The sequence below is a fragment of the Candidatus Bartonella washoeensis Sb944nv genome (assembly GCF_000278135.1).
GTDB classification, from domain to species: Bacteria; Pseudomonadota; Alphaproteobacteria; order Rhizobiales; family Rhizobiaceae; genus Bartonella; species Bartonella washoeensis.
Genome location: NZ_JH725022.1, coordinates 387,334 through 412,240, shown reverse-complemented (window position 1 = coordinate 412,240; position 24,907 = coordinate 387,334). Strand labels below are relative to the sequence as shown.

Sequence of the window (24,907 nt, the reverse complement as noted above, 5' to 3'; positions counted from 1 at the left end):
ATTCTCGGAAAAATGGTAATTAGTTATAATTTCACAACCTCTACACAACTGAATTTTTCTCTCACCTAGAAAGGTGATTTCCCTCATAAAAACAGAAATCGTACTTTATCAGTAAATTAGAGATTAGCGATACATTCAATGTGCTGAGTATCAACAAGCATCATGAGAAAATCAACTGATGAATTGTATAAGCTTAATTTCATTTTTTTACGTTCTCTTCTGTATCTACCGAAGACAAATCCATGAACTGGAGAGCATTACCAATAAATAAATACATGGTATTTTTTAAATTATAAGTTCAAATTTTTATCCTTTTGAGATTATCGCACTCTAACTTGTCAACGTTGTTTCTAAAATAAAAAAATAGATTAGAATCACAATATCACTGCTCATTTTCAATGAAAAATCTTTCTGTATCTTTATTGTTTTTTTCTGTTAGTGTTTTTTTATTTTACAATACCTTTGGAAGATGACCACTCACCGCTGCCTTTGTTATCAACCAATAGCGATGAAGCAATGGTAAAGTTGCGCTTTCTTGAAAAACTGCTGCTCCCAATTGTAATGCCTTTTGAAGAGATGCTGGTATAATTGCCAATGGAAGAAATGCTGGTTTAAGCGTTGTAGGCAAAACACTAAAATGCTCGTAAAACTTAGTATAATGCTCTCTTGATAATGCCACCATAGCTTCAATGATGTGGCATTTTTGTTCATTACTGATACAATTGGCCTCCAATTCTTCCCTATTCACCCCTAAAACTTTGAGTATATCGGCAGGTAAATAATATTGATAGCGTGATGGCATGAATGATAAAAGACGCAATATACCACTTAATCCCTGAGCAATTCCTCCATGTTCATAGGCATCTGCAAAATCTTGTTCCACATCAGGATCTAATATCTGACAAGAAAGTTGTAAAACTATACTTGCTGTCTCGCCACAATAGAATTCTAGATCGTGAAGAGTTTCTACCGGATTGTGGTAAAGATCTAAAATTTGTGCATCGCAATAACGTAAAAAAGCTGTCTTAGGTAAACTAAAAAGACTGATTGCCGTAAACAAATCACTCAAAATTGGATTGTTTTTACTCTCTTGCATTTCATTGTTAGCGATAGAATCATACCACCAACGTAATCGTATCTCACCGATAAGCGGATCATGCACACTTTCACGAATACGAGCAACTTCTGCATTAAAAGCATAAAGAGCGGCCAATGCTCTACGCTTCTTTTTAGGTGCAAATAAAACTGATATATAGCGATCACGATCTGTAGCACGTAAAATATCAAAACTATAAGGAAGAAAATTGATCATTCTACAGCAAACAATAATGCAGCAACTGCACGATCTTCTGCTAACAAAACGTTAAATGTACGTACTGCTGCCCCTGTACTCATTGTATCTGATGAAATATGCTTTCCCCATAAAAGCGCTCGTAACTCTTCGGGCAATGGCAATAATTCAACACCAGTACCTACCAATAAAACCTCAATCTTATCTGACTCTTCTAATATACGAGATATGTCCTTTTGGGTGGGAACTGGTCTTGCCATATCAATACCATAAACACCTGATGGTACACAAATAATAGATCCTCTATGCGACATATCAGCAAAACGAAAACCACCATTTCCATAAGCATCAATAGGTGCACGCCCTGGAAAATGTGCCTCACGGATTTGAATTGCATCAAACATCAGTAAGTGTCCTTTAATTTTTGAAAAATCAATCGCGTTTTTTCCTTCAACCTTTAGAGACCAGAAAAGAAACAATAATAACCCACATAGCAATATTTATGCAAAGTCTTTCATACAAAAATATTACCCTGACACTGCAAAAAACAATAGATGAATACTCTTACAGATAATATAAAAAAGTTTGCGATAAAACGCCGTCAAATACCACATCCATTTAAATATCATTCACTGAAAAAGAAATTCTTATCTCTCCCTTTTCGCTCAAAAAAGCAATTTCGATCATATGAAAAAATGGATTTAATTTAAAAGGCAATAAAAATTACCAGCATACTCTATAATAAAATAACTCTTTTTTCTGGGGGGGGGATAAAAAAGAATATTACGTTTGTTTATTGACTATAAAACCACCCATACAGTCAAAAAGCCCTTATACAAGGGCTCTGCATTTTTATAAAAATGAATTATAAAAAAAGATAATAAATTTTTATTATACTTCAGGATCGGCTTTCCTTTGATACAGCTTTCTTCTCTTTGTCCACATTCTTCTTCGTTACAGCTTTAGATTTTTGTGGTGTTTTTGTTTTAGCATTAAGTTTTGTTTTTTCTTCCGAAACTGGTTCTCCTTTAACCCGAACATCAGACAATGTTGAACGGATAACGCGAATACGCATTCCATCACAAATTTCCACCTCTAATTCACCAATTTCATCGTAAACTTTCGTAACCTTGCCGATAATACCACCACCCGTTATAACTGTATCACCACGGCGCACAGCATTAAGCATTTCCTGCCGCTTTTTCATTTGCACACGCTGTGGGCGAATTATAAAAAAATACATAATTCCAAAAATCAAAATGAACGGGACGAAAGTAACAAGTGAGGTCCCATTGGAAACACCGCCTGCAACTTGAGCATGAGCGTTAGTAATAAACATTTTTATCTCCTATAGATTAAACTTCAGGTATTTCCCACTCTACTAAAATAAGCTTTCCTAGAGGATCTATCATACAGAGCAATAACTACATAATGTAAATACAACTTCGTTGAAAGGCAATAAATCCTTAAGAGATAAAAGGCAACGAGAAAAAACTTCTAAAAAACAGATTTATTTTTCTTTTGGTATATCATGAATATAAGCAATCTCACTAATCAGAAAAACAATTTTTTCCTTTCAATGAGCCACACTCATTGCTCCCCCCAACGTATAACTTTTTCCACTGGAATAGGATTAAGTACATTGATTGTTTTGCTTGAAATTAATATAAGCCGTGAATTTTCAAAATAATGTCATCATGCGTTAATTTTCCAAATATTTGATAGGGTCAACAGGTAAAGAATTCTTACGCACCTCAAAATAAACACGGGGAGTTTTAACATCTCCTGAAACACCGGATTTAGCAATCTCATCACCACGTCGTATCCTTTGCCCTCTATTAACAACAAGCTTGCTGTTATATCCATAAATAGTAATAACATTGTCTTCGTGCCGAATCATAACAACATTGCCGAGCTCTTTTAACCCGTCACTCGCGTAGATAACGATACCGTTTTCCGCTGCCTTTACCGACGAGCCTTCAGGCACAGCAATATCTATTCCCCGATTAGTTGTTGTTCCTTTCTTTTGACCAAACTGACTTAATAAACGCCCTCGTACCGGCCAACGCATTTTAGAAATTCCTGTGGCTTGTGGGGTCTCATCATTATCCGTATTCATTACTGTATCTACCACACCTGTGTCATAGTTCAGTGAAGAAATCTGTCTGGAAGAATTCTGCACAACATTTGACTTGTCAACTTTTGCAGGAGGTACGGTTGTTGCAGGAGTTTTATATAGAGGTAGAACCTTCTGGTGTTGTATAGAAGACGTAACTTGAGACTGAAGTGAGGTTTCTGTTTTTGATGCACCCCAACCTTCATTGTGAGTATTGGAAGTTTCTACTGTACGCCTGTTTGGAATCATAAGTATCTGACCGATATAAATGGAATTACTACTTATACCATTTTCTAATTTTAATGCCTCTACACTGATCCCTATTTGCCGTGCAATGCTTAACAGTGTATCCCCGCTCTGGACAATATAAGAGCTTTGTCGAAACATAGGAGCAATATTCATCTGTGAACGAGAAAGTGTTCCAAGATTGCGTGGCGGCGTCCCCATGATTCGACTATTAGGAGAGAGCGTTTCACCTTGTTGTGAAGAATTATATGCAGAATCCTTAGAAGCCCATGAGCCATTACCCGGTTCCACAGGTGGTAATTCAGTGCTTTGTATCATACCATCATACGATAGCATTTGTGGATCTGTAGGCATATTTGAAGAAATATTTGACCGAGTAGAAACCGCACGATGAAAAAAACTATTAGCGAAACGCTGCGTACCAGAACTACACCCTGCGAGAACCGTTATCATCGCTAAAAGAGCAATCTCTTGATTATACCGAAAAATATTACCCAAAACCTTTAAACACATAGTTTTGCTCACTCGCCAATACTCAACTGACTCTATTAGAACTTTTTAATATTACCTAAGAGTTAAAATTAAGGTGTTTTACTCATAAATATCTTTACAATAAAATCAAAATGAATTTATCTTTAAAAAAGAGAAAATAGTTTACGATGTCTACATTCTGAAAATCACATTGCTTCTGCAATACCTTCAATAAAGGGTTGATAGCGCACTTGAAACATCTCTAAACATTCAAATCGACCACCAATTTTTGTATAACGCGTAACCGTTTGTACCCCCTCATCAGGTCCTATAGCTTGAATGAGAATTCCATTTTCAGCTAAAAGTTCTAAAAATTCCTTTGGTTCATCAGAACGTGATGGCCAAACAAGAATCCGATCAAATGATCCCAACCCTGTAACAATCCGGCTTCCATCAATTTGCCGTACAACAATATTTTCAATTCCCAGAGTTTGAAATTTTTGACGTGCTAAATCAACAAGTGTTTTATAGCGATCAACTGTTATTACACGATCACTAAGACATGCCATAAGAGCAGTACAAAAACCAGAACCTGTACCAACTTCTAAGACACGATGTTTTTTTCTTAACGATAAAGCAGAAAGAATCAAGAGCTGCTCTTCCAAACGCTCAATATATTCACCACACTCAATTGGAATAATTTTATTATCATAAGCGCTGTTATACCAAGGAGAAGCCACAAACTGTTGACGCGGAATTTTCTCAAGTGCCGTAAAAAAGCGAACATCATCAATTCCTTTGCTGCGCATTTTTAACACAAGAGCCGCCAACTCCTCACGAAATCGCAAAATACCCTTTTGCCCCATAGTATCATTCAATCTCCAATGGAGTAACTATCTTATCATCAGCACAAGTCATTTCTTAAAAAACTGCAAAACTTTGCGTTTGATGCGATTATATTGCAGTAATAAACGCATATCGTTTCTCCTTTTGCAAAAATTAAGCAGTAATATAACGGATACCATTCATATAGGGCTGTAAAACATCTGGAACAATAATTGACCCATCAGCTTGCTGATAATTCTCAAGAATAGCAATGAGACAGCGGCCAACAGCCGTACCAGAACCATTAAGACTATGAACAAAGTGCAATGTTTTTTCGCCTTCTTTACGATATCGGGCATTCATACGTCGCCCTTGAAAATCTCCACAAACTGAACAACTAGAAATTTCACGATAGCATCCCTGTCCAGGAAGCCAAACCTCAATATCATAAGTTTTACATGCAGCAAATCCCATATCACCAGTAGAAAGAACAACTGTACGAAAAGGCAAACCAAGACGTTTCAACACATCTTCTGCACACTCTGTCATACGTTCCAGTTCAATTAAAGACTGCTCTTTAGTGGTAATCGATACCATTTCTACTTTCCAAAATTGGTGTTGACGCAACATACCACGTGTATCACGACCTGCAGATCCCGCTTCTGAACGAAAACAGGGAGTTAAAGAAGAAAAGCGCAATGGCAAATCTGATACCTCAAGAATCTCATTGTTCACCAAATTGGTTAACGGCACTTCTGCTGTAGAAATAAGCCACCGTCCATCTGTCGTCCGAAAGAGATCGTCGGCAAATTTTGGCAACTGGGCTGCTCCGTAAACAATCTCATCTCGAACAAGAAGAGGTACCGAAACCTCTGTATAACCGTGCTCCTCAACATGTACATCAAGCATAAATTGACCCAATGCACGTTCAAGCCGTGCCAATGCCCCTGAAAGTATTGTAAAGCGTGCCCCTGACAAACGACTCGCCCGATCAAAGTCCATCTGCTTGAGATTTTGACCAAGATCAAAATGTTCTTTTGGTACAAAATCAAACGTTGGCGGTGTACCAAAATGTCTAATGATAACATTATCGCTTTCATCTTTACCCTCTGGAACATCATCCAATGGAATATTCGGGAGTGCTGAAAGAATCTTCTCAAAGCTTTCTGTCAACCGTTTTTCTTCCGCTGTAGCAGAAGAAAGAAAGCCTTTAATCTCTTCAACCTCAGCTTTAAGGCGTTCTGCCATTTTCTGATCACACGCAGCTAGAGCCTGTCCTATTTCCTTTGAGGCTATATTGCGACGCTCCTGCGCAGATTGCACTTTAGCAACATGTGACCGACGCTCAAGATCAAGTTTTATTAACTTTTCAGCTTGTGGCTCACTGCCTCTCTTTGCCAACGCTTCATCTAGTTTCTCAGGGTGTTCACGAATCCACTTAATATCAAGCATCAAAATTCCTCATTTGCATCGTTTCTATTCATTTCTTATCGCACAATTTATAAACCTCCCTTAAGAGGATTTTTTTCTCTTTTCCATACAATAAGCAATTAAAATTGAAATCTCGTAAAGAGCTATTGTTGGTAAGGCCACTGCAAACATAGTAAAAAAATCGGATGGAGTTATTATCGCCGCAATTATAAAAGAAGTAAGAATAGCCCACTTTCGATTAGATACCAAACCATGCGATGTTAAAAGTCCAACTTTTATTAAAAGGCTGGTGATAAGGGGTAATTGAAACATTAAGCCAAAAATCAGAATAAACGATGTCATAAAACTCAAATAATCAGAGATACGAACTATAAACTCTATTCTTAAATGAGCATCTGGAAGAAATTGCTGAGAAAGGCTAAACCAAAGCATTATCGGCGCTAAAAGAGTATAAACAAAGATAGCCCCAATACAAAATAAAATTGGTCCACCAATGAGAAATGGTAAAAAAGCCACACGCTCATTTTTATAAAGTCCTGGTGCAATAAAGCTATAAAACTGAAAAGCCGTATAAGGAAACGACAAAAGTACCGCCCCAAAAGCAGCAAGTTTCATCTTCGTTAAAAAAGTTTCCCATACTTGTGTTGATTGCAAACGAATACCCTCAGGATTACCATCTGATATTTTCATCGCCCACTGATAAGGCCATATCAAAAAATTCAAAATGTAATCTTTTACAAAAAAACACACAATAAAAGCTATCAAAAATGCAATCAGAGTCGCAATAATTCGCTGACGGAGTTCAATCAAATGTTCTAAAAGTGGTGCCATATTGGCATAAACTTCATCTTTTTTAACATTCATGACGCACCTTCTTTATCTGTAGAAGTTACAGAAATGTCCCCCGTATTAAGAGGATCACCAGATATGGTTAAATCTTCATTGGTTTTGTTGTGATCACATCCCAAAATTTCTTTATCTTTTCCCAGTTTATGGTGCGTTGTATTTACATCAAAATTATTGCAGATATCCTCTACTGCATCATGAATAGGATTAAAAACCTCTTTTAACTTCTTGTCGGGATTAAGATCATTAATATCTGATAATGTTTTTTGCCAATCATCGAGCTCAACTTGTCTTACTGCATCATCAAATTGGTGACGAAATTCATTTACTGTTGAACGCACATAAGCTATTGCCTTTGCCATTGTTCTTAGCACTTTAGGTAAATCTTTTGGTCCAACTACGATGATAAGAACAAGTAAAATCAAAAGAAACTCTGGCCCATCAATACCAAACATCACTTATACTCTACTTCCTGATTAAGAAAATAATGCACAATTTATGGCTGTGCCTTTATTCTTTTACGCGCTTATTTTTAGTAACAGACGTCTTACCTGCTTGAGAGGAAGAAGAACTTTTCCTGCGTGCTGCTATACGCTTCACCGATAATGGTTGAGATTGTTGAGGTTCAATATCAATTGTTTTGGAATAATCAGTCGTTTTAAGCTTATCCTCAACACTCTCCTCTTCTTCTTTCATGTTCTTTTTAAAAGCTTTAATTCCCTTAGCAACATCGCCCATTAATTCAGAAACCTTACCACGCCCGAAAAGCACAAGGATAATCAGTAAAATTACAATTAAATGCGTTGGTGAAAAAATATTACCCATTACTCTCTCTCACTGCTTTTAAATTTGATTTCATTTGTTAATGCTACGGACAGACGCTCACTGTGTAAAGAATGTAGCAAATATATTCATATCTTACTTGTATATTTTTTATCCAAGTTAAAAACAATCACACGTTTTTTATTGCCAACTAACTTTTTAGCCTCTCTCCACTTTGCTCAGCATATTATAATAAAGGCAGATAATTGAGAAATAATACGTACTAAAAGGCTTGAGGAATCTTCTCTTAAAGCTGTTTCACCTGATCTCCCTAAATTGCAAAATTCTTGTGCAACTATCATACATGTTTTGTCTTCTAAGACGGTGTCGTATGCACAATCGTAAACAACTCTTCACAATTATCAATGAAGAACAATATCACTGCTTAGCGAAAAAAAATTACATATCAAATCTGAAACATTGTCCGAAAACGTATTGTCTGAAAAAGCTTTCATTGATCCATCATAAGAGAATTTTAAATGAGAAAATCTACAAGTATTCGTGGCTCTTACTCAAGTTGCAAAAAAATGAATTATTATTATAAATCAACATTTTGTGTCACAAGAAAAACTCTCTATCCAAAAGTCATTGAACTATCGTGCGCTGTAAAGCTGTAACGATTTATATTTTGAAACATAAGTACGACGTTCTAATAATATTATGTGATCCGCTGACTGAGACATCTAAGATGATAATTAGCATTTATGCCAAACTTCACTAAATCAAAAATATGAAGTCAAGACTAAGCCATGCAGCACAAATCTCCTTATTCTAATATTTTTTAACCAAAGTTACAGCTGCTGGATAATACGCTCCCCAAAGGTCAAGGAAATTTTTACCCTTCCTTCTTCCTAATCAATAAAATGAAAATATCACCACCTCCACTTACCTCACGTAAAGATATGGTAAACGTCTGATATCATCGTTGAACTCAATAATTGCGCGCAAATGAAGAAGGCTTATGCTCAGCAATAAAGGATTTTTTAGGAAAAAACAGAAACACCAGTAATCATAGTTTTTATTTCTGACACTACCACAACATCTTGATGTTTATGATTTAATAATCCTTAGTTTGCTTGAGGAAGCTTGTATATCTCATGTCAATTTTTTAGAGCTATATTTCGATAGCATACCCAAACCCTAGCGATTTCGCACATGAAAATAAAATTTGAGATCCAACCAACAAAAATCATTACTTAAAATGTTTTCGTCGGAAATCTATCTACACATCATGCTCGCATTTTTTACTGCTCTTGTTCATAGACTTATATCGGCTTTTTAAAACACAACTAACAGGTTAGTTTAACAGAAATTTATCAGATGTGTATATAAATCTTCACAGCAATTGTAGCTTGCCACCAGTTTTTGTATCATTTAACAGCAGGTTTTGTACCAATTTGTTTTTTCAAAGGTTTTTAAAGAAGTTCTCAAAGGATCTTCAAAGACCTTTCAAAGCCTTCTCTCATTTTTACAATGAAAATACCCTTTTTTCTGATTTTAGCTCTTTTTCGCAATTTTAGGTGTCAAAATCTATTTTGAAAAACACGCATTTGATGGTAAAAGATATCGATAAAAACAACAAATTACCACGTATTCTTACCTAATCCCACCTCTTCCTACTTAGTACAAAACTGACAGTCAAACTACACTCCTGTGAAACAGTCTCATAAAGGAATTCCTTACAATATGACAAATGTCTTAAATCGAAGTGACTGTGATTGCTCTCTCACTGTCCATGATCTGGTAAAAGATTTAAGATATTATTGCTTGTTTCAGTTAATATAAATTGCATCGATATAAAACGATATAAAAATAGCATAGCCAATAACACAAATCTTTGACATTGATAAGATTCTGAATATGCGGAATTTTTTGATCAAAATATTATTTTATCTCTACAATAGAGCTTTTGTTGATAAAAAAGCTGTCGTTTTATGTTAATAAAGGGATCTGGTGGAAAATCATATGTATGATAGAGTTTACTCATGAATTATCGGCATATTTATCATGCTGGCAATTTTGCTGATGTTTTTAAACATATTATTGTCACTCGCATTGTAGAGTATCTTAAACGCAAAGAAAAAGCTTTTCGCGTTATAGATACGCATGCTGGAATTGGCGTTTATGATCTCTCCTCTTTAGAGGCACATAAAACAGGAGAATGGCGTGAAGGGGTTCTACGGCTCCTATCAGCTCCTATCCCAAAAGACTTAAAGGCACTCCTTTACCCGTGGTGCAATATCATTGATGCGCTCAATAGGGATAAAAAAGAAATCGTATTTTATCCTGGATCTCCTGTTCTTATTCGTCAACTATTGCGTAAACAAGATCGGCTAACAGCAATTGAATTGCATTGTGAAGATTATCACATTTTAGCAAGCCATTTTTCTGGTGATTATCAAACCAAAGTCTTGCATTTGGATGGTTGGCTTTCCTTAAATGCCCATCTACCACCAAAAGAAAAACGTGGATTTATTCTCGTCGATCCTCCCTTTGAAAAACCTGGTGAATTTTCCCGTCTTGTTGAGGGACTGGTGAAGGCCTATCGTCGTTTCCCTGGAGGAATCTATGCTTTATGGTATCCTGTTAAATATGACAAAGAAATTGAAAATTTTCTTCATGCACTTCATCAAACAGGAATACCCAAAATTCTGCAACTCGAAATGCGTATTCGAAAAAGCTCAATACCGCCGACAATGAATGGAAGTGGTATGATTCTTATTAATCCGCCTTATCTTCTTGAAGAAGAAATGAAAAAACTCAGCCCCTTTCTTATCGCTCGTCTTGGACAAGATAAAAATGCAAGAATGACTCATAAATGGCTCCAGAAAGAACATCTATTATGTTAGATTTTTTTGTTTTATTCTTACCTCAATCAAAATTGTCTTCGTGAAAATTAAGAGCTATTGCACTCCTTAGAAGTGTAACATTACGCGAATTCCCTGAATTTTTAGGTCATGCCAGTCCAAAATGCACATCATAGCTAAAAACAGGAATTTGATTTTTTTCTTTAAAAAGCCTATTTTTATTAGTCTCTTATCGTAATCAATTTATCCTTTAAATTCAATTCATTGAATAAAGGTTGTAACCTTGTAAAACTGTTTTCTGAAATTGCTTTCGTATTTTTTATGAAAAATAATAACTGCAAAATCGTATGATCTCATTACAATAATGCGTTATTTATAGAAAAAAAATATAAATACATAAAGAATAGTATTTGAGGGAAAAGCACGTTTTATATGACAATCATAAAATATTTCTGGTTAAATTAAATGATCTTGAAAAACAATACAGCTTGTCCCACGAATGAACTAGAAAAGCTATCTTTTCTCTCTAACATACCATGGGACAATGCCCATCTAGGAAACGATAGAAATCAATTCAAAGGTGCAAAACTCATACAAGAGTTTGTCAAACATCTCCCACATAGACCAGGGGTTTATCGGATGTTTGATGAAAATGGCGATGTTCTCTATGTTGGAAAAGCGCGTAATCTAAAAAAACGTGTTTCAAACTATACCCGTGAACAGGGGCATAATAACCGTATTACGCGTATGATTCGTGCGACATATCATATGGAATTTGTCGTTACTCACACAGAAACAGAAGCCTTACTCTTAGAAGCAAATCTCATTAAAAGATTGCACCCCCGTTTTAATGTGTTACTGAGGGATGATAAAAGCTTTCCTTATATTATTATTACCAATGACCATCGAGCAGCCGCACTTTATAAACACCGTGGTGCAAAAACACGAGAAGCCGATTATTTTGGTCCTTTTGCTTCTTCAGGTGCAGTTACACAAACAATCAACGTTTTACAACGTGCCTTTTTATTACGCACCTGTACCGATTCAGTTTTTGAAAACCGTACACGCCCGTGTTTGCTTTATCAAATCAAGCGATGTTCTGCGCCCTGTACTCATCAAATTAGTGACAGTGCTTATCGAGAACTCGTTAGAGAGGCCAAAGCTTTTCTTTCAGGAAAAAGCCAATCTGTTAAAAAGGATATGGTTCAAGCTATGCATAAAGCCGCAGAAAATTTTGATTTTGAACAAGCAGCAACCTATCGCGACCGCTTAACGGCGCTTTCTCATATACAAAGCCATCAAGGTATTAATCCTCAAAGGGTAGAAGAAGCAGATGTATTTGCAATTGCACAACAGGGAGCTATGACCTGCATTCAAGTATTTTTTTTTCGCATGGGACAAAATTGGGGAAACCGATCCTATTTTCCTAAAGCAGATCCATCTTTTTCTCGTACTGAAATTTTAACGAGTTTCCTTGCCCAATTCTATGATGATAAACCACTTCCAAAACTCATTCTTTTATCTGAAGCAATCGAAGAAAAAGCACTTCTTACAGAAGCATTCAGTCTAAAAGCAAATCGTAAAATACTCCTCTCCTTACCAAAACAAGGTGAACGCAAAACCCTTGTTAATCACGCCTATATTAATGCTCGTGAAGCGCTCGAACGCAAACTTGCTGAAACAGCAACACATACAAAATTACTTCAAAGTCTTGTTGAAATATTCCAACTGCCTCATGCCCCACGCCGTATAGAAGTCTACGACAATTCCCATATTATGGGAACAAATGCAGTAGGTGTAATGGTTGTTTCTGGTCAAAAGGGGTTTATTAAAAATCAATATCGCAAATTCAACATTCGTTCGACCGATATCATGCCCGGCGACGATTTTGGCATGATGAAAGAAATGATTAAACGAAGATTTTCACGCCTTATCAAGGAACATGGACTGCCTAATGACAGCAACGATACAAAAGATATAGACGACGATCCTTTTCCCATTTGGCCTGATCTTATATTAATCGATGGTGGAGAAGGACAAATAAATAGTGTGCATACAATATTATCTGAATTAAGATTAGATAATCTTATCACGGTCGTGGGAATAGCTAAAGGTGTTGACCGTAGAGCGGGCAATGAACGATTTTTTATAAAAGGAAAAACACCCTTTACTCTCCCTCCGCGTGACCCTATCCTTTATTTTTTGCAACGCCTCCGTGATGAAGCGCATAATTTTGCAATTGGAACGCATAGAGCAAAACGCAAAAAAGAAACATTCAAAAATCCGCTTGATGAAATTGAAAATATTGGTCCAACAAGAAAGAAGGCGTTACTTCATCATTTTGGAAGCGCTAAAGCTGTTGCCAACGCTTCTCTCGAAGATTTAATAAAAGTCAAAGGCATTTCTGTTATGATTGCACAAAAAATTCATAACCATTTTAATGAAAAATAATACTTGTTTCACAATCTTTGCCTTGTTACGTTTACCAAGTATATCGTATTTCACAAAGAATTGAAAATAGCCTATGAAAAATTATACTTTTTCTTTTCCAAATATTTTAACTTACGCACGAATTGTAGCTGTACCAATGGTTGTTTCTTGTTTTTTTTTAGAAGGACGGCTGCAATCAAGTGATATCGCACGTTGGGTTGCTGTCTCGATTTTTGTGGTTGCATCCATTACTGACTTTCTTGACGGCTATCTTGCCCGTATTTGGGAACAAACATCAAATATTGGTCGCATGTTAGATCCAATTGCAGATAAACTTCTCGTATCTGCCTGTTTGCTCTTGCTTGCCGCAGACAGTACAATTGCTGGATGGACATTATGGGCTGCCATTATCATTCTTTGTCGAGAAATTCTTGTCTCAGGATTACGTGAATATTTAGCTGAATTGAAAGTCAGTGTTCCTGTCTCTCGTCTTGCAAAATGGAAAACTTTTGTACAAATGGTAGCTATTGTCTTTCTTTTAGCGGGACCAGCTGGTAATAAAATTTTTCCTTATACAATAGAATTTGGCATCATTATGCTGTGGGTTGCAGCTCTCTTTACATTGTGGACAGGGTGGGATTATTTTCGTGCAGGCTTAAAACATGTCATCACATGAAAAATTGTAAAAAAACACTCTTTTAAAGAAATCTATAGCCTCATAAAAAAAATCCCGAAACATACATTTCGGGACCCTTTGGTTGTTATATGCGCTCTTATTAACCAACAATTTCCATTTCAGAAAACCAAAAAGCGATTTCTGTTTTTGCGGTTTCAGCACTATCTGAACCATGGACAGAATTTTCACCAATCGACAAAGCATGGATTTTACGAATTGTCCCTTCCTCTGCTTCTGTAGGATTCGTAGCACCCATCACTTCACGGTTTTTCGCTATTGCATTCTCGCCTTCTAAAACTTGCACAATTGTTGGTCCAGAAGACATAAACTCAACCAATTCGCTGAAAAATGGGCGTTCTTGATGAACAGCATAAAATTTCTCAGCTTCACGCTTGCTCATCCACACACGTTTCGATGCGACAACACGCAACCCTGCATCTTCAAGCATTTTTGTAATCGCTCCTGTTAAACTACGACGGGTTGCATCTGGTTTAATCATTGAAAAAGTTCGTTCTACAGCCATTTGACCACCTTTATTATTCACAATATTATCTCGCTGTTCTATAGCGAGCAAGAATCCTCTTGCCAAGTGACTCTGAGAAAATGCGCACGAATTTTCAAAAACGCATCACTAATCATAAAGTAAATTTCAATAAAATAGAAATGCCAATGGTACCTGATGCCTTCAGAATAGTGCCATTGCCTTTTTTACAAAAGTCAAATCTCTTTGCGTAGCCCGCGATACCCCTCCCCTTAAAGATTTCTCATCAAAGAGAAAGAAAAAATATAAGCAAAAACATAACATGCAGCAAAGCATACAGACTTTAATAACAAGTTTTCTTCTCTCAAAGAACATTATCCAGATACCAAATGGCTGCGTGCAAAACACCTCCACATTTAAAGCTAAACAGAGAGAAAACATACTGTTAGAAACTATAGCGCACACCCAAAATACCTTGAAGAGCCTGCTTTGTTTTACGCCCCTTGACATAATGTGCTTCCGCATAAAGCTTTAATCTGTCACTGACTAAACTGCTCAAACCAAATCCTAATTTACCTGCATTCCCTGACAAATCCGTGGTAAATTGATGCTGTTGATTAATCGTCGTGTGATTGTTATCTCTATTCTCACGCAACCATGCAGCCGTAATGTAAGCCAGAGATGATGTATCTCTGCCCAATCCAAATTCATACCCTAACGATAAGCCAACCTCACTGCGCAAGGAAATAAAAGGTTTGATATCACCAGTCATCTCATTCGAGAGCTTGATCTCTTTGCCTTCAACTTGCAACCACGTGAATTGCGCATAAGGTTGCAGCCAACCGCTCCCAGCCATCTTAAAGCGATAACCCGCTTCAAATGACGACCCAACGGCCCATTGATTATAATTTCCTTCAATGTCTAACCCATTCGTGGAAACAGCTTTCAGATTAGTTTGATATTGATTGTATTTCAAAACACCGTCCAGATACAATCCACTATGGTCAAAATAAGTTGCATAAGCTCCGATGCTATAAGTGTTTATACCACTGATCCCACCTCGTGCATGCGTGACATGGGCTTGATCATAACTGCCAAAACCACCAATATAAAATTCCCCATCCGCTAACTCGCTTAAACCACTTATCCCTAAGACGATACCCGTTTGCTCAAGTTTAAAATCTATATGCTCTGCAACGACAGTCTCTTTACTCTTGATCGCATATGTCCATAGCGCCGTATTTTTCTTATTTCTATCTAGAGTTCCTCGCCCTGTACGTACAGTTTGCAACTCATTGTGAAACACAAGCCCTGGTGTCACGGACATCGACAACACCGCATCCGTAGAGGGAGTGGTTAAAAAGTCAGAAACTGACAGCTCCTGGTTCAATTGTGCAGAAGGTTGATCTTGATCACTTGGGCGCACAAGCATCTGATCAGCTAAAGAGGAAGCATCTGCAGAAACAGCAGGCTGCTGTTGCACATCAGAAGAAGGATGCCTACCATCTGGACGTGACAACTCAATAGCTCGATCTTCTGGTAATGAAACACTCAAAGGAGCAGGATCTTGCTGAGCCTCTCTCAAATGCCGTGGAGGTCTTAAAAGGGTCGTCTCCTTTCCTTTCCCTTTACCATTACGAGATGCAGGGCGCTTCTGATGAGACTGCGTACGAGTGTCCATATTACTAGACGTAACAACAGAAATCTTAGATTTCTGATTTACACACTGAGAGGAAGTATTCGCACGGACCGCGCTTGCATTACTTATACCTAAATACCAAATTGTGAAATTACCATTAGAATCAGCACATCTCTTTCTTTTATACAAACTGTAAATATAAGTTCCACCATCAATAGTTGTAATTTCCTTACCAAGGTGATTTTCTAGAGTAAAATTAGCTCCTTCGTTTTGACTTCTATCAGTAACCAAATTAAGCTGGGTAGTGAAGCTACTCGTTTGCGAGAAAAGAGGTGTAATTTCCCGACCAGAATCGGAAACGGTTATTTTGTGATTACCTGTACCATTGTCAATCAATAAGTAATCGCTGCTATCACCTGTGGCACTAATATTGAAATAAAAATGTAAATTACCTGACAAATGTGCAACATGAAGGGAAATATGACGCGGATCATATGGGACAGAAGTAAAATGAACAGTTCCTTCATTCCCACTTAAACTATCCATATCAATCCGAGATTTATCTTTGTTATGCCGCATCCCAACAGAAGATAGTACTTCATCACTTCTTCCCTTTATAGAAACCCTTTCTTTTGTCATATGATTTGTTCTATCGCCAGCATACAAATAAAGATGTCCTCTACCATTGACCTCTATATTCCCACTTACTTCAGCACCAACATATAACCACGAACTGGCAGAGTCAGTAATCGTTAAGCCATCCACAATCCCACCCGGATATACAACTTGAGTAGCTTTATCTTTTAAGGTAGTATTAGCAGCTGTTCCTTCTTCTAAAACGTGCTGCCTACCATTCCCTGAAACCATGGTATTTTGTGCAAAACCGCCACCCGTTTTCTTGTCCCCCATATAAAGATTTTGTTCACCTCCACTCATAACTTTCGTATTCCAAGCTTTTCCACTATCATATATATTTTGCTGCCCTATAACTCCTCCATTTCCACTAGAAATTGTGGCATCATAAGCACTGCTTGGTTTCCCTACGCTTTCAAGATTTACAGGACTCTCCTCAAAAACAAACTGCCTACCCCCATTAACTTTAGTCCCCATCGCAGTTCCTTGGCGCGTAACTATCTGTTTTCCACCTGTTTCAATAGTGGCTCCCATAGAAGTGCCACCATTATCGACAACCTCTACACCGCCATCCTCGATTGAAATATTATTACTGACCAGAAATGTAATTAACGCTGAACCTTTTTGCACCTTCCTCCCATTCGTCACACTTGTCATCCTTGTTAGTGCCCCATTCTTGCTTTCAACCGCACTTGCGAATTGCACGAGACAACTACTAATCATCAATACTGAAAAACTCAATTTGCATTTATGTCGCATCATCCACACTCCACTCTAAATTATTAGACAACATCCCGCAATTACGCAGGTAGTCTCTTGTAGATTGTATCGTAATGTGTTTTATTTATGGTTAAATGCAATTTTTAGGTGTATTATTTGCTGCAATTACAACTATTAATTGTAAAATTACGTCAAAAAGAAGCTTCTAGTCTGAGGCTGTATAACTCAAAAAAATGCAAATTATGCCTTTGTATTCAAAGCATAATTTGCAAGACTTATAATAATCATTGAAAAACTGATATTGCCTTTAAGAGAGTGTAAGATCACCATCAATGTCTATACATTCTCAAGAGTGTATAGACATTGAATATTTAGCTCATGAAAATAATGAGATCTCAGATTAACCAGTGCGTAAAACGTATATTTAAAAACTATAACGTAATCCAAATATACCTTGAAGGGACTGCTTAATCTTATGCCCTTTCAGATAATGCGCTTCCACATAAAGTTTTAATTTGTCATTAACAAAACTGTTCAAACCTATTCCTAATTTACCCGCATTTCCTGATAAGTCCGTGATAAATTGATACCGGTTATTAATTGTCGTATGATTATTATTTATATTCTCACGCAACCAAGCTGCCGTAATATAAGCCGTTAATGAATTTTCTGTACCAACAATAAATTCATGACTTGCTGTTAACCCAACTTCACTACGGAATGAATTTAATGAACTTATATCACCTGTCATTCCGTTGGAAAGCTCGATTTTTTTACCTTCAGCCTGCATTCCTGTTAGTTTGATATAAGGCTGCATCCAACCTCTCTGTGCCGTCTCAAAACGACAACCAATCTCAAATGATCCACCTATCGCCCACTGATTATAATCACTTTGAATAGCTAAACCGTTCGTTGAAATAGCTTTCAAATTATCTCTGTAATAATTATATTTCAAAACACCATCCATATACCATCCGCGATTATCAAAATAAGTTGCGTAAGTTCCAATGCTATAACTGCTTATATCACTATCACCACCTCGTGCATGAGCAACGCGTACCTGATCATAACTGCCGAAACCACCAACATACAAATCTCCATGTGTTAGTTCGTTTAAATGATCAACGCCGAACACTATACCTGTTTGCTCAAGCTTAAAATGTGTATGACCTGTAGCAATGCGTTCTCTGCTCTTAATCGCATAAGCCCATAAATCTGTATTTTTCCTATTCTGATCCAGAATTCCTCTGCCAGTACGCGCAATTTGCAGCTCATTGTTAAAAATAAGCCCAGGAGCTACCGCTAGAGAAAGCACTGCATCAACTGAAGGAGTTGTTGACGCAGGAGCTAACGGATCTGTTGGATTAGGAAGTGAAGATTCTGGTCCACTAATGCGGTCCGCAGTCAAAAACCAAACTTTTCCATTTTTGTCTTTTCTCTCTTTCAAATCATATATATAGGTTCCACCATCGATAGCATTAATTTTTTCACCCGAGAGATCTGTCAGAGTAAACTGCGCTCCACCGCTTTGATCAGTAATTAAATCACGCTTATTTGAAAAAGGATCCGTGATTTCAACTCCAGAGTCAGCAACACTTATTGTGTGATGACCTTTTCCATTTTCAACAAAGAGATAATCACCACGGTTCCGTGCAAGAGTGGTATTGAATTTAAAATGTAAACTTCCGGAAAGATTATTAACATGAAGCTGAGAATAATAAGGATCAGAGCCAGTAAATGCAAAAATAACACTCCCCTCACCACTTAATTTCTGAATGCGAGAGCTTTTTCCATCAAACTCTCCTGTAATGGAGTATAATTTTGTATCTTGTCCATTTAAAATAACGTCTTCTAATGTGGTACGGTGTTGATCATTTCCAGCATAAAAATGAAGCTGTCCAGAATGATTTACAAGGGTTTTCCCTTCTAATGTTGCTCCTGCACGCACCCATGATTTTGCTTCATCATTAATCGTTAGATTTTTCACAGAACCATCAGCATATATTTCCTGAATAGCCGTCTCATTTAAAGAGACGCCTATAGCTTTCCCTCCTTCTAAGACACGCTGTTTACCACCACCAAAGATTTGTGTATCAAACGCAAAACCACCACTTTTGGTGCTTTGAGACTTTTTTGCAACCTCTTGTACACCTCCTTGCATAACTTTCGTATTCCAAGCACTTCCCCCATCGTATATCTTCTGTTGTCCTAGTGTTTTGCCTTGACCATAAACTACTGTATCCGCAGCACTACTTCCTTTAATCTGTCCTCCGATATCACCCTCCCCGAAAATAAGCTGCTCACCACCATAGATTTTCGTCCCTTCTACTTTTCCTCCATTCCTAACATTTTGCCGCCCACCTTCTTTAACGATAGCATTTTTTGAAAAACCTTGTTTTCCTTTTGAAGCCTGAACAGTTTCAGTTCCTCCATGTTCAATTTTGCTATTCTCACTAATACCTCCTGCATAAACATAGATCTCTCCACCATTTCTAACCGTGTTATTTATAGATAGCCCCGGACTATCTATCTTACCATTATTTGAAAAATAAGCTTTACCATTATTATCGAGCACAAAATTTTCCAAAAATGCCCCATCATTAACAAAAATGAGTTCAGGATTTTTACGCCCAGCAATATTTTTTTCTTGCGCATAGAATTCGGTATTGCCAGTACTCTTGCCAACTGAAACCTGCATTTTTCTGGCTAATATTTCACTACTCTTATCCGTAGCAATATCATTAGGCATTTCAAAAGCCCCTGACCCGCCACCTACTTCGACAATGGTATCACTTTTAGATGCCCTAATCTTTATGCATTTACCTGTTCTCATATCTCCATTGTTTTGACTATGGAATATTTTCTCATTTATGCTATAATTCGAAGGTTGACAAAAAAACAACGTCCCGCCCTCATCTGCAACAGCTGCTTGAATAAAACAGCTGCTAATCATGAGTACCCAATAGCCTTGTTTCCACTTATATTGCATAACTATATCCTCCCCCTTTCACGTCTGAGTAGACATCAAAGGTAATTAGCTCTGCAAAATTTATTTTCAACCTAAACTTTTAAGAATTCTCTTTAACACTTTATTAATATTATAAAAATTACTCTTTGTATTTGACCAAATTTTTGTTTAATGGAGAGTGTAAGGCAGTGCCTCCATTGCTTTTTTGACCGCCCACCCCCAATTTTATCAAAGAGAAAGAATAAAATACGAGAAAAAACCATTATGAGGTATATAACTTATTATAAAAATCTTTCTTCTCTCACAAATTATTTCCCGAGCACGTTTAACTGAGTGCTTCATTTTAAAATTAGCCATAAGCTAAGGATTGGTCAAAGAAAAAAACAGCGCGTTAGAAACTATAGCGCACACCCAAAATACCTTGAAGAGCCTGCTTTGTTTTACGCCCCTTGACATAATGTGCTTCCGCATAAAGCTTTAATCTGTCACTGACTAAACTGCTCAAACCAAATCCTAATTTACCTGCATTCCCTGACAAATCCGTGGTAAATTGATGCTGTTGATTAATCGTCGTGTGATTGTTATCTCTATTCTCACGCAACCATGCAGCCGTAATGTAAGCCAGAGATGATGTATCTCTGCCCAATCCAAATTCATACCCTAACGATAAGCCAACCTCACTGCGCAAGGAAATAAAAGGTTTGATATCACCAGTCATCTCATTCGAGAGCTTGATCTCTTTACCTTCAACTTGCAACCACGTGAATTGCGCATAAGGTTGCAGCCAACCGCTCCCAGCCATCTTAAAGCGATAACCCGCTTCAAATGACGACCCAACGGCCCATTGATTATAATTTCCTTCAATGTCTAACCCATTCGTGGAAACAGCTTTCAGATTAGTTTGATATTGATTGTATTTCAAAACACCATCCAGATACAATCCACTATGGTCAAAATAAGTCGCATAAGCTCCGATGCTATAAGTGTTTATACCACTGATCCCACCTCGTGCATGCGTGACATGGGCTTGATCATAACTGCCAAAACCACCAATATAAAATTCTCCATCCGCTAACTCGCTTAAACCACTTACCCCTAAGACAATACCCGTTTGCTCAAGTTTAAAATCTATATGCCCTGTAGCGACACTCTCTTTACTCTTGATTGCATATGTCCATAGCGCCGTATTTTTCTTATTTCTATCTAGAGTTCCTCGCCCTGTACGTACAGTTTGCAACTCATTGTGAAACACAAGCCCTGGTGTCACGGACATCGACAACACCGCATCCGTAGAGGGAGTGGTTAAAAAGTTAGAAACTGACAGCTCCTGGCTCAATTGAGCAGAAGGTTGATCTTGATCACTTGGGCGCACAAGCATCTGATTGGCTAAAGAGGAAGCATCTGCAGAAACAGCAGGCTGCTGTTGCACATCAGAAGAAGGATGCCCACCATCTGGACGTGACAACTCAACAGCTCGATCTTCTGGTAATGAAACACTCAAAGGAGCAAGGGGTAAACGTCTGTGATCGAAACGCACACGATTTCTCTTCGAACCTAACGCCTCATGAGCTGGATTTTCGAAAATTGTAACAGTTGAAAGAACAGAAACTGGTTGATTTTGACTTAAAGATCGCGGAGCTCTGTTCCTACTGCGTGGTAAACCGTTAATAAATGAAACATTATCAATAAATACCGCAGATAAAGACCAAATTTTTTCATTTTCATCATCACCCTCCCTCTGTTTTAAACCATACATATAGGTTCCACCATCAACAGCGCTTATTTCTGCACCAGAAAACTTTTTCAGAGTAAAATGTGCTTTTCCACTTTGATCAGTAATTAAATCAAGATTGGTTGAAGAAGGATCGGCGATTTCAATACCAGAATCTACAACACTTATTGTGTGATAACCACTACCATGCTGAATAAAGAGGGAATCACCCTCTCCTTCTGCTAGGCTAACATGAAATTTAAAATGTAAACTCCCTGAAAGTTCATCAATATAAAGCCGAGAGTAGTATAAATCAGAATCAGCAGACGTAAAAATAACTCTCCCTGCACCACCCAACTTCTGAATGTGAGTCCTTGCATCTTCATATCCACTAGCAATAGCATATAATCTAGCCTTTTCACCCTCTAAATTAATATTTTCGACTGTAGTTTGCTCCTCATCATCTCCAGCATAAAGATGGATCTTTCCAGAATGATGAACTGTTGTTTCTCCTCCTAACATCGCACCAGCAAAGACCCATGAATTAGCTTTGCCTTCAATCGTTAGATTTTTCACGGATCCACCAGAATAGACTTCTTGAACCGCATGGCTGTGTAAAATAACAGTATCCGCCTCACCTCCAGCGAAAACACGCTGCATACCACCCGCGAAAACCTCAGTATTGAATGCTAAACCACCACTTTTTTGTGCAAAATTATCATCATCTGGAAACCATTTAGCAAGAACTTGTATCCCTCCATTCATAATTTGTGTTCCCACCGCCAATCCATCATCATATACATTCTGTTGTCCCAGTATTCCACCTTGACCATAAATTCTGGTGTTATAAACACTGCTCCCCACAACCCCACCGTTCACATAACCATCTCCAGAAACAAACTGTTCACCGCCATAAATTTCAGCTTTTAATGCAGATCCCCCTCCCTCTACCCTTTGTTTTCCACCTGCGTAAATGATTGTAGATTCTGAAATTCCTTGTTCTACCACAATCTCAGAACCACCATCCCCAACTGTAGTATTTTTACTGAAACCACCTGCTTCAACATAGAGTATTCCAGATCCCTCAACCATGTTGTTAAAGGACCATTTAGGATTCTCTGTCCCTCCATCATCCGAAATATAAACTGTGTTATCATCACTGAGTACAGAGCTTTGTAGGATTTCTCCTCCCTGCCCCATAATGAAATCATCTGGATAAAAAGTGAAATCATTTGCATAAGAACTGACTATAGAATCTTTCAAAGATGCAATATCTTCTTCTTTTTCAAGAGTTTCAGTTATAGGCAATACTGTCTTAGATGGAGTGATTAAGGAAGCAGACGGCTTTTCTGACACCGCCAAATACCAAATTTTTTCTTCTCCATTCTTACCATTTCTCTGTTGCAAACTATACATATAAGCTCCCCCATCAACAGCCTCCACTTGTTTACCATGTTCACCGGAATGGTTTTTTAAAGAAAAATGAGCTCCTCCACTTTTGTCTGTAATTAAATCAACTGTGTGGAAGGAAGAATTGGTAATTTCAGCACCAGAATCTACAATGCTTATTGTATGATTACCTGCCCCTTTCTCAACAACAAGATAATCACCATACCTCTCTGCAAAATTGACCCTCAAATTAAAATCTATACTTCCCGAAAGATCAGCAATATAAAGTAGAGAATAGTACGAATTCAACTTATTAGAATCAGTAGAAATAGAAGTAGCAGTAAAAATAACACTCCCTTGACCACTTAATTTCTCAATCAGAGTGCTTGAGCCATTAACTTCAGTGGCAACAGAGTATAATTTTGACTCTTTTCCATTTAAAATAATTTCTTCTGCTTTCGTTTGCTGCCCCTTATCTCCAGCATAAAGATGAAGTTTTCCAGAATCATTAATTTTTACTTCCCCTTCTAATACCGCACCAGGATAGATCAATGAATTGGCTTTATCATTAATCGTTAGAGTTTTTACACGTCCACCAGTATAGACTCTTTGAAGAGCTCCTTCTTCCAAAGTAACGGTATTTGCCTTACCACCAGAAAAAACATTCTGCACCCCAGCTGCAAAGACCTTCGTATCTACTGCTAATCCCCCCTCATCTCCAAACCATGTATCAATATTTTGTTCTCCTCCACTCATAACATCTGTGAAAAAAGCCGCTCCACCATCATACACATTCTGTTGTCCCAGCGTTTCACCTTTTCCATGAATTTCAGTGTTATAAGCATAGCTATCTTCTCCTAAAATACTCTGCTCACCACCATAAACTTTAGCCTCCTCTGTTTGTCCTCCATACTCAACACTTTGCAATCCATATTTGCCAATATGAATACCTTTTGAAGTTTCTCCCTTCTTAACAATCTCAACTTGACCATTCTTAACTGTAAGATTTTCACTAACGATATTTTCGCCTATTTCTCCTAACTGCCCACTTAAGCCTACTGGAATTCTTGGTCTCTCTCCTGGTGCAGCTAATGCAACTGTATTTGCAACCTTTACAAAAAAACTACTGGTCATTAATGCCCAAAAACTCAGCCTCAATTTGCGTTGCATTCTCCACTCCATCATTGCAAATAAAAAAATCCGCATATTTTTAAGAGTGCATATACAAAAATAACATGACGCAACTGCTCAATTTGATGTTTTTCAAGACGATAAATCGTCCTACCCAAAGCATTCAGGGCACTAAGCTCTGAATAATCAAACATTATACAGTCTGTGTTTTTAAGCTCATGCACAATTAAAAGTTGAAATATTTTCTTATACAGCAAAAAAGTGTTCTAATTAC

General features: G+C 37.5%; 17 protein-coding genes. 3 read left to right on the top strand and 14 right to left on the bottom strand.

What is annotated here, in order from left to right:
- Positions 1-451: 451 nt before the first annotated feature.
- From MCQ_RS01750 to tatA, 9 genes are all read right to left on the bottom strand, one after another.
- Positions 452-1,312: a phytoene/squalene synthase family protein gene (locus tag MCQ_RS01750; RefSeq protein ID WP_006923168.1), complete on the bottom strand. Its 861-nt coding sequence runs from the start codon at positions 1,310-1,312 to the stop codon at positions 452-454.
- Complete coding sequence (locus tag MCQ_RS01745) at positions 1,309-1,695, bottom strand: Mth938-like domain-containing protein (RefSeq protein WP_006923167.1); 387 nt, start codon at positions 1,693-1,695, stop codon at positions 1,309-1,311. The genes MCQ_RS01750 and MCQ_RS01745 overlap by 4 nt, the downstream gene beginning before the upstream one ends.
- A 494-nt stretch (positions 1,696-2,189) precedes the next feature.
- Complete coding sequence (gene yajC / locus MCQ_RS01740; protein ID WP_006923166.1) at positions 2,190-2,630, bottom strand: preprotein translocase subunit YajC; 441 nt, start codon at positions 2,628-2,630, stop codon at positions 2,190-2,192.
- Positions 2,631-2,993: 363 nt separating this feature from the next.
- Positions 2,994-4,166, bottom strand: a complete 1,173-nt coding sequence (locus MCQ_RS01735) for a M23 family metallopeptidase (RefSeq protein ID WP_006923165.1) — start codon at positions 4,164-4,166, stop codon at positions 2,994-2,996.
- Positions 4,167-4,330: 164 nt separating this feature from the next.
- Positions 4,331-4,990 carry a protein-L-isoaspartate(D-aspartate) O-methyltransferase gene (locus tag MCQ_RS01730; RefSeq protein ID WP_006923164.1) on the bottom strand — a complete coding sequence of 220 codons (660 nt, stop codon included), beginning with the start codon at positions 4,988-4,990 and terminating at the stop codon, positions 4,331-4,333.
- 133 nt (positions 4,991-5,123) lie between these two features.
- Positions 5,124-6,401, bottom strand: a complete 1,278-nt coding sequence (gene serS, locus MCQ_RS01725; RefSeq protein ID WP_006923163.1) for a serine--tRNA ligase — start codon at positions 6,399-6,401, stop codon at positions 5,124-5,126.
- Between the two features lie 60 nt (positions 6,402-6,461).
- Positions 6,462-7,244, bottom strand: coding sequence for a twin-arginine translocase subunit TatC (gene tatC, locus MCQ_RS01720; RefSeq protein WP_006923162.1), 783 nt, complete (start codon positions 7,242-7,244; stop codon positions 6,462-6,464).
- A complete protein-coding gene (gene tatB, locus MCQ_RS01715; protein ID WP_006923161.1) occupies positions 7,241-7,681 on the bottom strand; it encodes a Sec-independent protein translocase protein TatB in 441 nt (146 codons plus the stop codon). The genes tatC and tatB overlap by 4 nt, the downstream gene beginning before the upstream one ends.
- A gap of 55 nt (positions 7,682-7,736) precedes the next feature.
- Positions 7,737-8,051, bottom strand: coding sequence for a twin-arginine translocase TatA/TatE family subunit (tatA, locus tag MCQ_RS01710; RefSeq protein ID WP_006923160.1), 315 nt, complete (start codon positions 8,049-8,051; stop codon positions 7,737-7,739).
- A gap of 1,982 nt (positions 8,052-10,033) precedes the next feature.
- Between tatA and MCQ_RS01705 the strand changes: the two genes are divergently transcribed.
- The 3 genes from MCQ_RS01705 (at position 10,034) to pgsA (ending at position 13,961) form a co-directional block, all read left to right on the top strand.
- Complete coding sequence (locus MCQ_RS01705) at positions 10,034-10,897, top strand: 23S rRNA (adenine(2030)-N(6))-methyltransferase RlmJ (protein WP_006923156.1); 864 nt, start codon at positions 10,034-10,036, stop codon at positions 10,895-10,897.
- A 423-nt stretch (positions 10,898-11,320) separates the two neighbouring features.
- A complete protein-coding gene (gene uvrC, locus MCQ_RS01700; RefSeq protein WP_006923155.1) occupies positions 11,321-13,306 on the top strand; it encodes an excinuclease ABC subunit UvrC in 1,986 nt (661 codons plus the stop codon).
- A gap of 73 nt (positions 13,307-13,379) precedes the next feature.
- Positions 13,380-13,961, top strand: coding sequence for a CDP-diacylglycerol--glycerol-3-phosphate 3-phosphatidyltransferase (gene pgsA / locus MCQ_RS01695; RefSeq protein WP_006923154.1), 582 nt, complete (start codon positions 13,380-13,382; stop codon positions 13,959-13,961).
- Between the two features lie 100 nt (positions 13,962-14,061).
- Here the strand turns inward: pgsA and ndk are convergent, their stop codons facing one another.
- The 5 genes from ndk to MCQ_RS09165 all read right to left on the bottom strand — a co-directional run bounded on the left by ndk (position 14,062) and on the right by MCQ_RS09165 (position 24,827).
- Positions 14,062-14,484: a nucleoside-diphosphate kinase gene (ndk, locus tag MCQ_RS01690; RefSeq protein WP_035007772.1), complete on the bottom strand. Its 423-nt coding sequence runs from the start codon at positions 14,482-14,484 to the stop codon at positions 14,062-14,064.
- 403 nt (positions 14,485-14,887) lie between these two features.
- Entirely contained in the window at positions 14,888-17,473 is a 2,586-nt protein-coding gene (gene bafA, locus MCQ_RS01685) for a BafA family autotransporter (RefSeq protein WP_006923152.1), read from the bottom strand.
- A 385-nt stretch (positions 17,474-17,858) separates the two neighbouring features.
- On the bottom strand, positions 17,859-20,423 hold the full coding sequence (gene bafA / locus MCQ_RS01680; protein WP_006923151.1) for a BafA family autotransporter: 2,565 nt from the start codon (positions 20,421-20,423) through the stop codon (positions 17,859-17,861).
- Positions 20,424-20,793: 370 nt separating this feature from the next.
- Positions 20,794-24,672: a BafA family autotransporter gene (gene bafA, locus MCQ_RS01675; RefSeq protein WP_006923150.1), complete on the bottom strand. Its 3,879-nt coding sequence runs from the start codon at positions 24,670-24,672 to the stop codon at positions 20,794-20,796.
- Positions 24,673-24,683: 11 nt separating this feature from the next.
- Positions 24,684-24,827: a hypothetical protein gene (locus MCQ_RS09165; protein ID WP_159052265.1), complete on the bottom strand. Its 144-nt coding sequence runs from the start codon at positions 24,825-24,827 to the stop codon at positions 24,684-24,686.
- Between the last annotated feature and the right edge of the window lie 80 nt (positions 24,828-24,907).

Excerpts from the sequence above, each read along its gene's own strand:
- MCQ_RS01750 (WP_006923168.1), bottom strand. The coding sequence starts at position 1,312 with ATGATCAATTTTCTTCCTTATAGTTTTGATATTTTACGTGCTACAGAT.
- bafA (WP_006923151.1), bottom strand. The coding sequence starts at position 20,423 with ATGCAATATAAGTGGAAACAAGGCTATTGGGTACTCATGATTAGCAGC.
- MCQ_RS01705 (WP_006923156.1), top strand. The coding sequence starts at position 10,034 with ATGAATTATCGGCATATTTATCATGCTGGCAATTTTGCTGATGTTTTT.
- bafA (WP_006923150.1), bottom strand. The coding sequence starts at position 24,672 with ATGCAACGCAAATTGAGGCTGAGTTTTTGGGCATTAATGACCAGTAGT.
- yajC (WP_006923166.1), bottom strand. The coding sequence starts at position 2,630 with ATGTTTATTACTAACGCTCATGCTCAAGTTGCAGGCGGTGTTTCCAAT.
- uvrC (WP_006923155.1), top strand. The coding sequence starts at position 11,321 with ATGATCTTGAAAAACAATACAGCTTGTCCCACGAATGAACTAGAAAAG.
- tatB (WP_006923161.1), bottom strand. The coding sequence starts at position 7,681 with ATGTTTGGTATTGATGGGCCAGAGTTTCTTTTGATTTTACTTGTTCTT.
- bafA (WP_006923152.1), bottom strand. The coding sequence starts at position 17,473 with ATGCGACATAAATGCAAATTGAGTTTTTCAGTATTGATGATTAGTAGT.
- MCQ_RS01730 (WP_006923164.1), bottom strand. The coding sequence starts at position 4,990 with ATGGGGCAAAAGGGTATTTTGCGATTTCGTGAGGAGTTGGCGGCTCTT.
- ndk (WP_035007772.1), bottom strand. The coding sequence starts at position 14,484 with ATGGCTGTAGAACGAACTTTTTCAATGATTAAACCAGATGCAACCCGT.
- pgsA (WP_006923154.1), top strand. The coding sequence starts at position 13,380 with ATGAAAAATTATACTTTTTCTTTTCCAAATATTTTAACTTACGCACGA.
- MCQ_RS01735 (WP_006923165.1), bottom strand. The coding sequence starts at position 4,166 with ATGTGTTTAAAGGTTTTGGGTAATATTTTTCGGTATAATCAAGAGATT.
- tatA (WP_006923160.1), bottom strand. The coding sequence starts at position 8,051 with ATGGGTAATATTTTTTCACCAACGCATTTAATTGTAATTTTACTGATT.
- tatC (WP_006923162.1), bottom strand. The coding sequence starts at position 7,244 with ATGAATGTTAAAAAAGATGAAGTTTATGCCAATATGGCACCACTTTTA.
- serS (WP_006923163.1), bottom strand. The coding sequence starts at position 6,401 with ATGCTTGATATTAAGTGGATTCGTGAACACCCTGAGAAACTAGATGAA.
- MCQ_RS01745 (WP_006923167.1), bottom strand. The coding sequence starts at position 1,695 with ATGTTTGATGCAATTCAAATCCGTGAGGCACATTTTCCAGGGCGTGCA.
- MCQ_RS09165 (WP_159052265.1), bottom strand. The coding sequence starts at position 24,827 with ATGTTTGATTATTCAGAGCTTAGTGCCCTGAATGCTTTGGGTAGGACG.